At 61.7% G+C, this 15,549-nt stretch carries 13 protein-coding genes; 2 read left to right on the forward strand and 11 right to left on the reverse strand.

What is annotated here, in order from left to right:
• Window positions 1–5 precede the first annotated feature (5 nt).
• The 3 genes from purM to HALAL_RS0106620 form a co-directional block, all read right to left on the reverse strand.
• Window positions 6–1,058 (reverse strand): phosphoribosylformylglycinamidine cyclo-ligase, encoded by a 1,053-nt coding sequence (purM, locus tag HALAL_RS0106610; protein ID WP_025273244.1) that lies wholly within the window; start codon window positions 1,056–1,058, stop codon window positions 6–8.
• 12 nt (window positions 1,059–1,070) lie between these two features.
• On the reverse strand, window positions 1,071–2,519 hold the full coding sequence (purF, locus tag HALAL_RS0106615) for an amidophosphoribosyltransferase (protein WP_025273245.1): 1,449 nt from the start codon (window positions 2,517–2,519) through the stop codon (window positions 1,071–1,073).
• A 368-nt stretch (window positions 2,520–2,887) separates the two neighbouring features.
• On the reverse strand, window positions 2,888–4,408 hold the full coding sequence (locus HALAL_RS0106620; protein ID WP_025273246.1) for a carboxypeptidase-like regulatory domain-containing protein: 1,521 nt from the start codon (window positions 4,406–4,408) through the stop codon (window positions 2,888–2,890).
• Window positions 4,409–4,690: 282 nt separating this feature from the next.
• Here HALAL_RS0106620 and HALAL_RS0106625 point away from each other — a divergent pair, with 282 nt between their 5' ends.
• Window positions 4,691–5,023 carry a sterol carrier family protein gene (locus HALAL_RS0106625; RefSeq protein ID WP_029767512.1) on the forward strand — a complete coding sequence of 111 codons (333 nt, stop codon included), beginning with the start codon at window positions 4,691–4,693 and terminating at the stop codon, window positions 5,021–5,023.
• Between the two features lie 18 nt (window positions 5,024–5,041).
• On the forward strand, window positions 5,042–6,283 hold the full coding sequence (locus HALAL_RS0106630; RefSeq protein ID WP_025273248.1) for an arginine deiminase: 1,242 nt from the start codon (window positions 5,042–5,044) through the stop codon (window positions 6,281–6,283).
• A gap of 183 nt (window positions 6,284–6,466) precedes the next feature.
• Here HALAL_RS0106630 and HALAL_RS0106635 read toward each other — a convergent pair whose 3' ends face one another.
• The 8 genes from HALAL_RS0106635 to HALAL_RS0106665 all read right to left on the reverse strand — a co-directional run bounded on the left by HALAL_RS0106635 (window position 6,467) and on the right by HALAL_RS0106665 (window position 15,351).
• Complete coding sequence (locus tag HALAL_RS0106635) at window positions 6,467–9,517, reverse strand: S8 family peptidase (protein WP_084471891.1); 3,051 nt, start codon at window positions 9,515–9,517, stop codon at window positions 6,467–6,469.
• Window positions 9,518–9,917: 400 nt separating this feature from the next.
• Window positions 9,918–10,511: a DUF1707 SHOCT-like domain-containing protein gene (locus tag HALAL_RS0106640; protein WP_084471892.1), complete on the reverse strand. Its 594-nt coding sequence runs from the start codon at window positions 10,509–10,511 to the stop codon at window positions 9,918–9,920.
• A gap of 132 nt (window positions 10,512–10,643) precedes the next feature.
• On the reverse strand, window positions 10,644–11,072 hold the full coding sequence (locus HALAL_RS0106645) for a hypothetical protein (protein ID WP_025273251.1): 429 nt from the start codon (window positions 11,070–11,072) through the stop codon (window positions 10,644–10,646).
• Window positions 11,073–11,368: 296 nt separating this feature from the next.
• Complete coding sequence (locus tag HALAL_RS0106650; protein ID WP_025273252.1) at window positions 11,369–12,169, reverse strand: hypothetical protein; 801 nt, start codon at window positions 12,167–12,169, stop codon at window positions 11,369–11,371.
• 241 nt (window positions 12,170–12,410) lie between these two features.
• Window positions 12,411–12,677: a hypothetical protein gene (locus tag HALAL_RS18505; RefSeq protein ID WP_156937640.1), complete on the reverse strand. Its 267-nt coding sequence runs from the start codon at window positions 12,675–12,677 to the stop codon at window positions 12,411–12,413.
• Window positions 12,678–12,778: 101 nt separating this feature from the next.
• On the reverse strand, window positions 12,779–13,030 hold the full coding sequence (locus HALAL_RS0106655; RefSeq protein ID WP_025273253.1) for a hypothetical protein: 252 nt from the start codon (window positions 13,028–13,030) through the stop codon (window positions 12,779–12,781).
• Between the two features lie 215 nt (window positions 13,031–13,245).
• On the reverse strand, window positions 13,246–14,214 hold the full coding sequence (locus HALAL_RS0106660) for a hypothetical protein (protein ID WP_025273254.1): 969 nt from the start codon (window positions 14,212–14,214) through the stop codon (window positions 13,246–13,248).
• 339 nt (window positions 14,215–14,553) lie between these two features.
• Entirely contained in the window at window positions 14,554–15,351 is a 798-nt protein-coding gene (locus tag HALAL_RS0106665) for a class I SAM-dependent methyltransferase (protein ID WP_025273255.1), read from the reverse strand.
• Window positions 15,352–15,549 lie beyond the last annotated feature (198 nt).

The following is a 15,549-nucleotide window of genomic DNA, read 5'->3' on the forward strand; positions in this document are numbered from 1 at the left end:
AGCGTTTAGTCCTTGGCGTACGATCCTGTCAGACCGACCTTGTGGTCTCCGGCGGTCACGCGACCCGCGACCCAGGCTTCCACGTGACGGGCGGTCAGGAGCGCGATGGCCCGGTCGACCTGGTCCTCAGGCAGGATGGCCACCATGCCGACCCCCATGTTGAACGTCCGCTCCATTTCCTGCGCTTCGATGTCGCCGATACGCTGCACCACGTCGAAGACGGGGTTCGGGCACCAGCTCGAACGGTCGATGCTCGCCTCCATGCCGTCGGGCAGCGCGCGAATGACATTGCCCGCCAGACCGCCGCCGGTGATGTGGGCGAAGGAGTGCACCTGGCATTCCGAGATCAGTTCCAGGCAGTCTTTCGCGTAGATGTGGGTGGGGGTCATGAGCTCTTCGCCCAGCGTGCGCTGAGAGCCGAACTCCTCCACCACGCTGTCGAGGTTCGCGCCTCCGGTCTTCAAGGCCTCACGGATCAGCGAGAAACCGTTGGAGTGCGCTCCGGACGAACGCATGGCGATGACGACGTCGCCGTCTTGGACCTTCTCGGGACCCAGCACCTTTTCGGCCTCTACGACACCGACGCCGGTGGCGGAGATGTCGTAGTCGGTGCTGTTCATGACGCCCGGGTGCTCAGCGATCTCGCCGCCGATGAGGGCGCAGCCCGCATAGCGGCAACCGTCGGCGATACCGGCGGCGATGTCGGAGATACGGTCGGGCGAGACCTCTCCGGTGGCGATGTAGTCCAGCAGGAACAGCGGTTCGGCCCCGCACACCACCAGGTCGTCGACGACCATGGCGACCAGGTCGAGACCGACGGTGTCGTGTATGTCCATCTGCTGCGCGATGGCGAGTTTGGTTCCGACTCCGTCGGTGGAGGAGGCCAGGAGCGGTTTGGTGTATTTGTCGACGTCCAGGGCGAACAGGCCCGCGAATCCGCCGATGCCTCCGACGACCTCCGGTCGTGTGGTGCTTTTGAGCGCCGGTTTGATGGCGTCGACGGCGGCGTCTCCGGCCTCGAGATTGACCCCGGCAGAGGCGTAGCTAATGGTTGGCATGGGTTTCGACTCCTAGGTTGAAGCGATTTCAAGGAGGTTTTTGCCGAGGTTGTCGGGCAGCTCGACGGGGTACTGTCCGTCGAAACAAGCACGGCAGAGATTATCGGCCTTCTGCTCGGAGGCGGCCGTCAGGCCGTCGAGAGAAACATAGCCGAGGCTGTCGGCACCGATCTGGTCTCGGATACCGTCCAGGTCGTAGGCATTGGCGATCAGCTCTTCACGCGTGGCGAAGTCAATGCCCATGAAGCAGGGCCACTTGATCGGTGGAGCCGAAATCCGTACATGGACTTCCAATGCTCCGGCGTCGCGCAGCATCTTCACCAAGGCGCGCTGGGTGGTGCCGCGTACGATCGTGTCGTCGACGACGACGAGTCGCTTGCCGCGAATCTGGTCGGACAGCGGATTGAGTTTGAGTCGAACTCCGAGTTTCCGCAGCGATTCGGAGGGCTGAATGAAGGTGCGGCCTACGTAGGTGTTCTTGGTGAACCCGAGCCCGTAGGGGATCTTGGACTCGGTCGCGTAGCCGATGGCCGCGGGGATGCCCGATTCGGGCACTCCGATGACCATGTCGGCGTCGGCGGGGTGTTCCCGCGCGAGAGTGCGGCCGACGTTGATCCGCGACTGGTACATGGTCTGGCCGTCGATGCGCGAATCGGGTCGAGCCAGGTACGCCCACTCGAAAAGGCACTGTTTCGGCTGCGGAGCGGTGAAGTGCGTGGACTTGACACCGTTTTCGTTGATGCTGACGATCTCGCCGGGTTCAATCTCACGTTCGAATCGAGCGCCCACGGTGTCGAGGGCGGCCGTTTCCGAGGCGACCATCCAGCCGTTGTCCAGTTTGCCGAGCATGAGTGGACGGAAACCCTGCGGGTCACGTGTGGCGTAGAGGGTGTCGTTGTCGTTGAACACCAGCGAGTAGGCACCCTTGACCTGCGGCAGTACTTCGCACGCCGCTTCGGCCAGGTCGTTGGACTCGTGGCCGGTCAACAGGGCGGTGAGAACCCCCGTATCGGAGGTCATGGAGCCGGGTGGAAGGCCGTTTGCTTTGGCGGTGGCGGCGAGGTCGGCGGTGTTGACGAGATTTCCATTATGCGCCAGGGAGATTGACACGCCGTTGGAATTGGCCCGAATGGTCGGCTGAGCGTTCTCCCAGGTTGATGAGCCGGTAGTGGAGTACCTGGCATGTCCGATGGAGACGTAACCCTGCAACGGCGCCAGAGTTTTTTCGTCGAAGACTTGAGCGACGAGGCCGACGTCCTTGTAGACGACGGTACGGTCGCCGTCGGCGACGGCGATGCCCGCGGCCTCTTGACCGCGATGCTGGAGTGCGTAGAGTCCGAAATACGTTAGTTTTGCTACTTCCTCGCCGGGTGCCCAGATTCCGACGATTCCGCACGCGTCTCGCGGTCCGGGGTTATCGGGTTCCAGGTCGGTGGTGAGTCGGCCATCGCCTCGGGCCACTGGAAAACTCCTCTGTCGGGATTTTCGTCTAGCTAGGCAGTGTGACCGCTGAGGTGGATTCAGCCTCAGTCGGCGGAGCCGGCCGGACTCGAAGAGCTCTCACTCTCGTGTCTTCTGTGCTGCTCGACTACCTAACCACGGTCGGACTGTCGGGTTATACCGTCCACTGGGTGGCTGTTCCGGTTGACCCGACAGGATTCAATCGATGGTGCAAGGTTCGGAACTGAGAAGCTACCGCAAGACCGTCGTCGCGCCGTAGCCTTCACTTCTCAGTCTATATGACATACCCGGAAATGCCATCACCCCAGGACGGAAGGCGTCCCACAACACTCAGGGGCGGGGACGAGCCCCACCCCTGCGGTTTTGCGTTACCAGCCGCCTCGGTCGTCACGGCGGTGTCCCCAATCGCCCCACTGGTTGCGGCGTTCGGGCGGCTCCGATTCACCGTTCCGAGGCGGGTTCGAACCCGCCGGAGGCGGTGGTGGCGGAAGCTGATCGCTCTGCCCCTGGATCTGATTGGCGTTGAACACCTGAGTGGGGGTATCGGCGTTCGGATCCTGCGCGGGGGGCGTCGGGCCGCCTTGCGGTCCGCCCTTTTCCACGGTGGGAAGGATGGTCGTGTCGTCGCCGCCGGGTGCTCCCGGAGGAGGAGGCGGTGGCGACTGACCGGCTCCGTACTGCGGCATCACCTGCGTGGAGGAGTTGTCGTATTCGGGGCCGAAGGCGTTGGCGTTGGGCTGTGAACCGTAGGAGGCGAACTCGTTGTCGTTGATCAACGGGCCGTTATGGACCATTGTGGGCGCTTCCTCCTGCGTGGCCGGGCCGGAGGCCTGGTAGACGCCGGGGGAGCCGACCTGAGCGGCCTGTCCCTGGTGGTCGGGCGGCAGGTTCGGAAGCGGACGGTCCGAATCGCGGTCGTCATCGTCGTCCTTACCGCTGCGCAGGAGCAGGATGATGGCGATGATTCCGCCGATGACGAGGATCGCACCGATGATGATCATGGTCAGCAGGGTGCCCGAAATACCGGACTCCTCGGAGGCGGCTTCGGTGGCCGGTTCGGTGTCTTCGGACGCCGGCTCTTCCTCTTCCTCCGCGGCCTCCTCTTCGGTCGACGGCATCTTAATGGTCTCGTCGAGGGTGGTGAGGACATTGCGGTTGATCGTCTGAGTCTCGTAGCCGTCTTTGGTGACGGTGAGGGTCATCTCGCCGGGGGCGATATAGCGGTCTTCGCTGCCCAGGAACTCGAAGCGTCCCGTGGAGTCGGTGGTCTTGTCGTAGGTGTTGCCCTCGGAGTCTTCGAGGTTGACCTCCGCGCCCTCGATCGGCTCGCCGCCGGATTCGACGGTTCCGGCCACCGAACTGATGGAGTCTTCCTTGGGTTCGCGATTACCGGTGATCGAGACGTTGGCCGTCTTGGGGTCGGGGTTCCCGCTGATGGTCACCTGGAGATTGCCCTGTTTGACGTCTTCGGTGGTCATCTCCGAGTCCGCGATGGGGGAGAGCAGGAAGGCCACCTGTTTGGCCTGACGCTTGAACTTGACCTGACAGGTGGACGTGGCACCGTCGGTGGTTTGTTCGCAGTTGCGTCCGTCGACCGACAGTCCGACTTCCTGGTCGACGCCGCTCAACTGCGCGGTGATGGTCGCCTGTTCGTCCTTGGGGCCGTTGACCGTGGCGGTGACGGTTTGCGCGTTGCCCTGTACCTGGAGTTCGACGTTGTTGGTGTCGATCTTCAACTTGTAGTCCTGGGCAAAGGCCGGGGTGATGAGTGATACACCGGCGAAGAGACCGACCACGACCGCCATTAGCGCGCGTCCTGTCCGAGTGACCACCGGGCGCTCGGCGGTGGTCCCGGCGGCATGGGACGTACCGACGGAACTTCGGGCCATCAAAATCCCCTCCTGGGCTCATAATGTCCTACCGAATCGGTAGGCTAACAGCATGACTGGTCTCGATTTGGTTAACGAATCCGGGTATCGGTTTAGTTAGCCTACTGAATTCATCGCCACCGTGACAATGACCAGTCCACGACGCTAACCACCAGAGTCCGCCAAAGGCACCTGGTCTGCTGAAACGTGACGAGGCAGGCGTCCGTTCCGTTCGCGGGCGGCCTTTCGGTACGGGCTCTTCCTACATTATTAATAAGTATCGCTAAGGAGGAAACCTCGACCATGGCCGACCCCGGTGAAATGATTCGTGAAGCGGTGGCCCACCCCGAGGATCGTGGTCTCTTGAAAGACGCCACGCGAGCCGCGCTCCGGTTGCTGTCGGACAAAGCTCCTGGGCATAGCGTGGAGGTGCGGGTTCCTCCGTTCGGGGCGGTACAGGTCGTCGAGGGGCCTCGACACCGGCGCGGCACCCCGCCGAATGTGATTGAAACTACACCTGAGGTATTCCTGGATCTGGTTACTGGAAAGATCACTTTCTCGGAGGCCGTGGACGCCGGAAAAGTGCTGGCATCCGGCCCGCGTGCCGACCTGAGCGACCAACTGCCTTTGACGTGAACTACGCTCAAGCTCATGATGGCACAGGAATATGGAGTCAACAGTGAGGTCGGCGCCCTACGAACCGTCATGCTGCATCGACCGGGCGGTGAGCTGAAACGGCTCACCCCGAGGAATTCGAGCACCCTTCTCTTCGACGGCCTTCCCTGGGTGGAACGGGCCGGAGAAGAGCATGACGCGTTCGCCCGCGCCCTCACCGATCGCGGTGTTGAGGTTCTGTACGTGCGCGAATTGCTCGCCACGGCCTTGGAGGTCAAGGAGGCACGTAGCGAGGCAATCGCCTCCATTTTCGCTGAGCCGGAACCGTTCGGTACGGCGCACTATTCGCAGTCGCCGACGGCACTGCAGAGTTTCATCTCCGATTACTTGGAGACGCTCGACGGCAACAGTCTCGCGACGGTTTTGATCGAAGGTCTGACAAAACAGGAACTGTCCGATCAGCGGGAGTCTCCGCGCTTGTCGGAGAACTCCTTGGCGTGGCGCATGCTGCACCCCGAGGACTTCGTCGTGGGCCCCTTGCCCAATATGATGTTCACTCGTGACTCGTCGCTGTGGTTGCCCACGGGAGCGGCGGTCACGTCGCTGGCCATGCCCGCGCGGCATAGGGAGACCACCCTGACCAGCATCATTTACAACCACCATCCTCGTTTCGCCGAGGTCCCGCACCATTACGACGCGAGTCTGGAATCGGTGGAGGGCGGCGACGTTCTCCTCCTGGCTCCGGGAGTCCTGGCCATCGGGGTCGGGGAACGGACCACCGCTTCGGGTGCGGAACGCATGGCCCGTAAGGCGTTCAAGACCAACAGCATTCATACCGTCTTGGCCGTTCCGATCGCGCAGCGGCGCGCCACCATGCACATCGACACCATCTGCACGATGGTCGATCGCGACAAGATGGTCATGTACGCACCCGCCGAGGACCAGCTGACCGCCTACACCATTCGCCAAACCGACGACGACATCGCCGTGGAGGGGCCGAGCCCGTTCTTGAAGGCCGCCGCCGGCGCGGTGGGACACGATATCGACGTCATCCACACCGGGATGCTGGACCGTGTGACGGCCGATCGCGAACAGTGGGACGACGGGAACAACACTCTGGCGATCGCGCCGGGAACCGTGGTGGCCTACGAACGCAACACCATCACCAACGAACGCCTCGCCAAGGCCGGGGTTGAAGTGGTGACCATTCCGGGCTCGGAGCTGGTGACCGGGCGAGGTGGACCGCGTTGTATGTCCTGCCCGGTATGGCGAGAAGACTGAACGACGACCCGGAAATATAAGGAACGCGGTGGTGTGAGGCGCGGAGTCGCCGAGCGGCGGCCCTGACGGCGATCAGACCACCGCGGCCGGAGAGACGACCACACCTGCGGACACGAGTGAGGGGCGGCCCGACGGGCCGCCCCTCGACTGTTCTACCAGCGTGGTCCGCAGACCGGCTGGAACTTAATTCATCACGCTGACCAGCGTGGTGGAGGTGTCTCCATTGGGGTCGGCGTAGTTGATCGCACCGAAGTAACGACCCGCGTCGACCTCCCAGCTGAAGTCCACGGTGAAGTCTCCACCGGAAGTGACCTCGAAGGACTCGGGGTCGACTTGAGCGTTACCGGTCGCTTCGGCGTCCACACTCCAGGAGTGCATCACCGAGTCCACCGAGTCGGGTCCGCCCCACAGGTCGACGAAGACGACGTAGTAACCGCCGCCCAGCGTGACCGACTCATTGGAGGCGGCCGTGGCGGAGTTGCCGACCAGAGCGGCCGAACCGTCCTCGAACACCTGGTAGACGAATAGGTCGAGGTCGGCGCCTTCGACGTGATCGTCGTTGTAGGTGGCGAAGCGGACCAGCTCGGAGTCCGTGGCGTCGACCACGTACGACTTGGTGTGCTCACTCTCGCTGGGGTTCGACGTGTCGAAGCTGTCCCCGGTCGGGTTGGTGAGCGTGGCCGTTTTCTCCTCGGACTTCTCCAGTCCGCTGACGTTGGCGGTCATGGTTCCGTCGAAGGACGAACGACCCTCGAAGGTTTCGCTTCCGCTGGCGGTGTCGGCCTTGAACTCGCCGTCCACTGCCGCCACGATCGGCTTGACCGCGATCGGGGAGCGAACCTCGTGACCACGGTTGTCGCGGAGCTTGAGGTCACCGAAGGCGAACTCGTTGTTGACGGCTCCGTCGCTCTTGATGGTCAGGGTGTAGTCGACGCTGTCGCCGGGGCGAACCACCAGAACGCGCTTGTCGATGCTGACGGTGATGCCGTCGGGAGCGTCGATCTCGGGGAAGTAGACACCCATCTTCTCGTCGACGTTGGTGACGGTACGGGTGACTTCCACCGAACCGGCCAGCTTGTCGATCTGGATGGACGGGTAGTTCAGGTCCCACGGGTCGCCGTAGTCCCAGGCGGCGTCGTCGCTGTCACACAGCGGGGCGAGCTCGGGCAGCTGCTGGCCTTGACCGATCGAGCACATGTACTTGATCCAGTCAGGTGCGTCGTGGTTGTACGTAAGGCCCGGGTCGAACATTTCGGTGGGGTCGACGTGACCCGCGCCGAAGTCGAACATGGTCGCGTCCTCACCGCTCCGCTGGATCGTGTTGCCCTCGGTGTCGGTGGTGTAGGCGGTGGTCATGATCGCCGACTTGACTTGAGCCGGGGTCCAGTCGGGGTTGGCGCCCTTCAAAAGCGCACCCAGACCGGCGATGTGCGGGCTGGCCATGGACGTACCCTGCATCAGACCGTAGTCATTGCCGTTGACCCACTCGGGGTAACCGGCGAGGATCTCCACACCGGGCGCGGTGATGTCCGGCTTGAGCAGGTTACCGTCCTGCACTTGGGTGGGACCGGCCGAGGAGAAGTCCGCCATTTGGGGAGCGGTCGTCTCGGAGGTGCCGACCTCTACGGTGAAGGTCGGTTCCTCGGCGGAGGCGGCGTATTCCTCAAGGGCCACACCGTCTTCGTAGAGGACGTGGACCATGGGGACCTCGTAGCTCTGGCTGATCAGGCGGGCTTCGCTGTCTTCCTGGTTGAGAACCACGAAGGCGTCACCGCCGATGCGGTCGACCTCGGTCGCCATTTCGGCGAAGGCGATGCCACGGTCGCAGAGAACGGCTTCGCCGTTCACCGCGTCGGCGTCCAGGGTTCCGGTCGCGCAGTGGCGGGCCTGGTCGGCGTCGGCACCGTCGGCGACGATGTCCTTGGCGTTCACCACACCGAACTCCTGAGTCGAGGTGAAGGCTCCGGCGGGAACGGTGTTTCCGTCGAAGTTCATCTCGGCGCTGAACGTGCGGTCGTGCGTGGAGGCGGCCACGGTGGTCGTCCACGGGTAGTTGTGGGCCACGGTCGAGTCGGGGCCACTGTTACCGGCACTGTTGGCGACGAACACACCGGAGGCGGCGGCGTTGAAGTACGCCAAGGCGACCGGGGTGATCACGCTGGAGCGCGAACCGCCGATGGAGAAGTTGATGACGTCGACGCCGTCCAGCACGGCCTGCTCGATGGCGGCGACCGAGTTGGAGGAGGCGCAGGAGCCGCTCAAGGCCCAGCAGACCTTGTAGGTCGCCACGCGGGCGGCCGGGGCCATACCGGAGACCGACGTGAACTCCTGGCCGTCGATTTCCACCTCGGTCTGGTAGTTACCGGCGGCGGTGGTGCTGACGTGCGTACCGTGGTTGACCTCTTCACGCGGAGAGGCCCAACCGTTGGGGCCGTCGGCTTCGCCACGGGTGTCGAAGTACTGGGCACCGATCAACTTGTTGTTGCATTCGACGTTGTAGGCGTCGTCGGCCTCGTCGCCCTCGTCGCACTCACCGTTCCACTTCGCGTCGATGACGTCCTGATCGGGACGCGGTTCGGGAAGCGGGGCGAGCGACGGGTTTTCCGGCCACACACCGGTGTCGACGATACCCACGATGACGCCTTCGCCGGCGCTCTCGGGGTCGCCGAACTCGTCGTCCCACGCGTTGCCCTCGGAGCCTTCCAGGCCGAGGAACTCAGGCGTGTTGTCGGTGTCGGGCTCCATGAGCTCGTCTTTGTAGACACCCTTCACGCGGTCGTCCTTGGACAGAGCGGCCGCTTGGTCGGCGTCCAGGAAGCCGGCGAAACCGTTGAGGACGGTGTCGTACTCGGCGTCCTGCGTGACGCCGTGGTCGTCGGCCAGGTCGTCACGTTCGTCGTCGAGCTTGTCTTTATAGGAGGCGACTTCGCTGCTGTCGAAGTCGATACCTTCCTCGCCGAGGTTGGGGTTGCTCTCGTTTTCGTGCTCGACGACCGAAGGCGTTTCGAGTTGCACGATGTAGCGACCTTCGTCGAGCTCCTCGGGCTGGTCGCTGAGATTGTCGGCCAGCTCCGGGGCAATTTCGAGGCCGGTCGGTTCTTGTTGTCCGGGGTTGGCGAAGGCCGGGGCGGAAGCCAAGAGTCCTGCGGTAAGGGCAGAGGTGGCTATTGTGGCCCCAAGCAACTTCGCTCGTCTGGTGGTGTACCGGTGAAACACCGTTGGCACATCTCCCATTGATCGAGCTCCTTTGTCGTTGGGCGACAGCAAGAAACTGCCAGTGATTCTTGCGAGTCTATTGCCACCGGAAGTAGGTAGGCTCCTAAGTTTATGAATATTCTTATGGAACGTGATTAAAACGTTATAGTGAGAGAAATTAGTGTATTCTCGCGACTATTTGTCCATAGAGGAATCGATCGAGAAATGTCCTGGGATAATACGATGCTTGATCAGCGAATTGGGGCATACGGATATGTAAATGGAAAAGAATGCGGGGAGAAGTTAATTGCCGGTACTACTCTCGTATGTCGGCTTGGGGATATAGGGGAAACCCTTGCGGGTCGTTATCGGACTTTACGTCGACCCGGCCGTCCGCTCATTGGAGGCACTTCCGCGCCGCATTCTCACGGTCGGGGATTCACCAACGCCACCATAGAAAACGGTGCTCCCGACGAATCTTCACCGATCCCATGTGCGCCTTTCCCGTTACGCGCACTCTCCGTTTCGGTCGCTGGTCGGATTGACCGCATTTATTCGACACACTTCCCATGCTGGCGGTGACGTTGTCCTGAGCGATCCAGTCGTCCGGAAGAATCAGGACGACCTTTCCCGCAAAACTGGAGACATGGACGTTCACTCGCTCATGGGGCATTTCCGCCTGTCGGAAATCGAGGACGACCGTTCCCATACTGGCCTTGACTTCAACGTCCTCCGGGACCGTCCAGACGCCTTTCTGTTTTTGTGAACCCATGTTGGCGTCAAGTGTCAACGGTTCGGTGAATTCGGTGACCGAGCGGCCGGAGACAATGTCGATTTGGCCGTCGGGAATGTCGTCCAACAGGCCTTTGGTGTCGGCGACGAAACGCGCCTGGTGGGCCTTGGCGACGCGTTCGTCGAATTCGCCCAAGTCGAGGTATCCCTCTTCCAGCGCGTCCTGGAGACGCGTCACCAACGTCTCCCGGTCGGCGTGAGACAGTCGCATGGAAGCCTGACGGTCAGGGTACTCGCTCATGGTGGCACTTTCTGGACGACTTGGCCCGGCTATGGGCAACCGGCGCTTATCTTCTCTCGCGTTCGACGATACGAAACGCGGTCATGGACAATCGTACGTCAATCCCGGTACGCATGATGTCCAGGTATTGCTCTATATCTGACGGGGTCGGTAGACCAATCCGCCGTTACACCAGTCGTTGTAGTTGAAAAGTTTGGGTTTGGCCATGAGCCGACGGGTATTGGTGCGCCATAGTCCCACGTATTCGTCTCCGGACTCTTCGGCCTTTTCCAGCAGCTTTTCCAATCTTTTCTCCGAGTGAATACGGTAACGTGTCCGAACCGCGCTGGAAGCGTAAATATAAAGCACATGGAGAGCGAAGGAACGTTTCGGGCACCGGTGATTGGCGGCCAATTCCAGCCACGTGGATATCAATTCGTCCTCGGCGAGCAGCAAATCCCATTGACGACCGTCCGGAGCGGGTGCGGTGGGATCCATGGCCCAGTCACGGATCTCCTCGGCGGTGGGGACGACCGGGTTCGCGAACCCGGGAAACGAGTCGTCCGTCCTTGTCTCCTCCACCGGGTGCACCACCTTTCGTTGGGAATGACTCAGCGTGTCGAGTACACGGCGGGAAGGCCGCCCGAGTCTGAACACACCGGCCTCGTGCCTGCGACGGCTGAGATTTGACCGGACCTTCATTTTAGCCGTCGATCGCCACGGCCATCGAAATACTGTGGCGAATGAGATTCAAGCGGAGACTGACACGAATATCGGCCGCTCCATGGAGCGGCCGATGCGATGATCACCTTCTCAAAGTGGCGCGGTGATCTCTCACGCTCGACCACCCGGATATTCAGCTGTGTGAGCTCGTGCGTTTAGAGGTAGGAGCGATCACAGATCTTCCACTCGTAGTCCTCCTTGACCACGATGAACACCGAATCGATGTCCTCGTGCAGCGGCGAACCACGGGACAGGCTTTGGTAGGCCACTTGGATTTCGCCGTGGACGTCACGCGAACTGAAGTACGTCGTGGTGTACTCGTCGAACTCGTAGTATTGTTCGCCGTCGCTATAGTAGTCCAGGTCCCATTCGATGCTACTGTCCGGATTGTTGCACACCAGCTCTTCCATGGTGTCGGCGTCGAATTCCTTCTGCGCGATCAGGTACTGCAGTGCGACGTCTTCGACCGTGCCGGACTCGATCTCTTCCATGGTGACGAAGTCCGACCAACCGCCTTCGTTTTCTCCACCGACATTGTCATCGCTGGTGTCGTCTCCGTTGTCGTCATTATTGGTGTCGTCACCGGCGGTGTTGTCATCACCGGAGTTGTCGTCGTTATCGGACTCGTCGGATTGTTCGGAGCTCTGCTCCTCGGACGCCTGGTCCTCTGAGTCATTGATCCATTTGGGCACCACGATGACCGCCCCGATTCCGAGAACGAGGACCAGCCCGACGATCGAGGCGAGGACCAACATGAGTTTGGAACGGTTGTCCCCGCCGCCGGGTGGTCCGTAGGGATTATTGGGCGCGTTGAAACCGCCGGGAGCGGTGGGGGGAAGTGATTGATAGCCGCCCGGCTGCCCGCCCGGTGGGCCACTCGGTTGGTAGGGAGGATTGTTCATCGGCTGCTGCGGCTGGGAGTTGGGATCGTATCCTCCGCCGGGGGGATAGGTCATGGTTCTACCTGTTCTCTTGGGCTTCTGGGCTGTTAGGTGTCCGTTTTCGGGAGTGGCACGAGACTGCCGGCCCACGTCGGCCGTACGGCCGCTGCCTGGTACCGAGGAATAGTGTTTCGATACCGGTCCGAAATTCCGGGTAGGTCTCGATCGACTCCCTACTCGATCGTATCGGAAGGCACCAAGTCGACGAGAGCGCCGTCCGGAGCGGTAAGCCGGTGGAAAGCGGGGTGCGGGCCGCTCAACGGCGCGTGGGCCTGTGGTGACGTAGACGTTGTGGAAGGCGCACAACGCGGAATCGAGTGCGACGAACCTTACGGGTGGCGGGCGGCGGAGGTCGGGTCTGGGCGGAGGTTCGGGGGCCGTCCTTGGGGGCGGATTTCCGATTGAGGAGAATACGTACCAGATAGGTTGCCAGAACGGCGAGCGCAGCGAAAGTGATGATACCGAGATTGATAAGAATAAAACTCTCGGTAAAACCTAGCGCGCTCGAGCTGGAAGAACCCATGAGTCAACTATAAGCCGTTCGGGGTTGGGGACTCAATGAATTTGCTTGTCGGATTTGGTTCACCGCAACCGTAGGCGAATTGATCGACCCGCGTGCGCGCGCTAGGAGGATTTGGTAAGCATGCGGCAGACGAGTATGACTCCCAGTATGATCACGATCGCGGTGGCTCCCAGTGCTATGCGCAGTACGTGTGGTGTGATTCCCGGGATGTGAGAAGGAGTGGGTGGGAGCGGGAGACTGAGGTGGGCGTCGTCGTTGTGGTCGCGGCGGAGGTCGAATCGTCGTCGCGGCCGAGTCGGGGGTAGGGCGTCGGATATCCGATAGGGCGGGTGATGTCGACTGTGTTCGTCCATGCGCGTCTGCCTTGGAGGATAGGTCGATTTCTGTGAACCGTGGTGTCGTCCGTCGGGTCGTGGGATCGGGGGTGACCTCCTTTTTGCTCGGCGGTGCGGGCGGATGCCGTCAGGAAAACAGTAAAGAAACTGTTGTAATTGTGGCACTTCAATTTCCACAATGTCAATCGATCGAGCCGTTATTCGCTCGATCGGTATCCGCGTATCACTGTCCATTACAGGTGGGCCAAGCGATTGGCCGTCTGTTGCAATTGGAGTGCTTCACGTTGCATTCCATTGACCTCCAGGGCGTGGATGCGCCATTGCAGGACTTTTTGATACGTCTCGCGATGCCGGTTGGCGTCGGCGTCGAACATGATGCGGGCGCATTCCAGAGCGCGGCGTGAGGGGTCGAGCAGGGTGGAGTTGGGTCGACGTGCTCCTAGGCGCAGGGTGAGATGGAAGTAGTAGGCCGTGGTGAGATCGGTGCCCCAGTGGTAGTTATCGGCGAACAGGCGGATGTAGTGCGCGGTAGCGAAGTTGAGGTGTTCCTCGGCGGGGTCCTTTTCATCGCGCCGCACGAGCTTTTTGGCCGCTCGTAGGGCCTCGTCTCCCGCGCGGGGGAGTTGGGCGGCAGGATGACCGGTGACCTGCTCGTAGGCGAAGCACTCGTCGAGTTCCGCGCCGACCGACTCGGGGTCGAGCTCGAACGCGTACTCGGCCAGTCTCCGCAGGGCTTCGGCGCAGTCGGGGCGGTAGATGCCCGATACATTGGCCGCCAGGCGGCTGAACCGTGTGACGGCGGCGCGGGCCTCTTGAACGGCCTGTTCGGTAAAGCCGCATTCGTGCAGCCATTCGGAGCGATCCGAATGCAGGGCGGCGAGGTCGGCGGTGGAACCTTCCAGGTGGCGGCGTTCCCAATCGGCGTATACGCCGACGAACGGTGCGGAATCGCGGAGGGCTTCGCTGAAGCGCCCCAGTCCCGCGAGACATTGGCACCGCAAGGTGATGACCTTGGCGTAGAAGATGGAACCGACGTCGGTGGTCGTGGAGTCGATACGGGCGTTGACGTACGGGCGGCTCTGCTCCATGGCCTGGTCGATGTGGTCCAATGCTTCGGCGAAGTTTCCGCACTCCGACAGCAGGGCCGACATCTCGTATTCGCCTGCGCCAGGAGTTTCATAGACACCGGGAAAGTCGATCATCTAATGCAATGTAACCAAGTTGTATCTGTCTGTCCACCCACACACGGAGTCGACTTTCCGGCGTAGGTCTTGAGGCCGTGGGTATTTTATGCTAATTGCCGGATTCCCTGTTGAGTCTATTATGGAATCGCCTCGGAGGCCGAGATGATCCATAATAGACTGGCTATAAGCTGTGCTGCGTGACCACAACTACTTTCGGTGTTGTCACGAGGGCTAACCGAGATCACCTATCCAAAAGGGATAGACGGTCTCGCCTGAGCGGCGTGGAGCGGGCACCGCATCATGTCAATTTTCTGACAGCGGTGGTCAGGTGGGCATGACGGGCCCAGCCGGGACCGTTCAACGTTCCGGCCCCGCGATCGTTAGTAGGTGCGAACCCGTGCACAGCAATGACGGCTCGGTCTCCACGCGGCGCAGTACCCGCAGGATATTGTCGCGCGTGGGCTCGTGCGCCCAGAACTCCTCGAGTCGAGAATGCTCGTAAACGGGGCCTTCGACCAGCGCCTGCGACTGGAGCGACAGGTCGGCGTCGGCTGCCTCGGCGGCGATGCCGGCGGGCCAATGCAGATAGGCCCGAGTGAACGCCGACTCGGGGATATCCAAGGCCCCGGTCTCGATCAGTGCCAGGTCTTCGTCTGTGGTCATCAGGGGCTCGCTGCTCGGGCCCCGACGCCGCAGGCTGTCGGTCCATGAGGCGGTCCGGTTGATAGTGGCGATCACGACCGTCGAGCGGGCGACCCGCCCCGCCTCCGCCAGGGCCCGTACGCGGTCGGAGCGGTCCAAAAGGTGATACAGCGGGCCCAGCAGTAGGACGACGTCGAAGCTGTTGTCGGCGAAGGGAAGGTCGCGGGCGTCTCCGACCGTCGCGGTGATTCCGGGGATCGATCGTGCCTGTTCGACCTGAGATTCCACCGGATCGATGAGCGTGACGTTATGGCCGTCGTCGTGTAGCCATGCGGAGTGGACGCCGGTCGCCCCGCCTACGTCCAGCACGTCGAGCGAGCGCCCGGGCAGGGATCGGCGCACGAGGTCCTGTGTGCGAATGAATTCCAACCGACCTCGGGCGTCCTGATTCAGGCGGTGGACTTCGCCGCCTTGTTCATAGTAGTCGTGTACAAAGGGGTCGAGTTCCAGCATATAACCAGGTTACCGGCAACGTAGGATCCCTCTCAATCCAATATTCTCCACCCTGAGCCCTCACGGAGCCGCTCTCGAAACCCATGGGGTGCATACGCGATGACTATTATGTTCGAAACAATTGACGTTTCGGCAAGGTTCCGTCCGTTGCATGTTCACAGTAGTATTTAAATAATTAATATGAGCTCTGGTATAAGA

The organism is Haloglycomyces albus DSM 45210 (genome assembly GCF_000527155.1).
In the GTDB taxonomy this organism is placed as follows: domain Bacteria; phylum Actinomycetota; class Actinomycetes; order Mycobacteriales; family Micromonosporaceae; genus Haloglycomyces; species Haloglycomyces albus.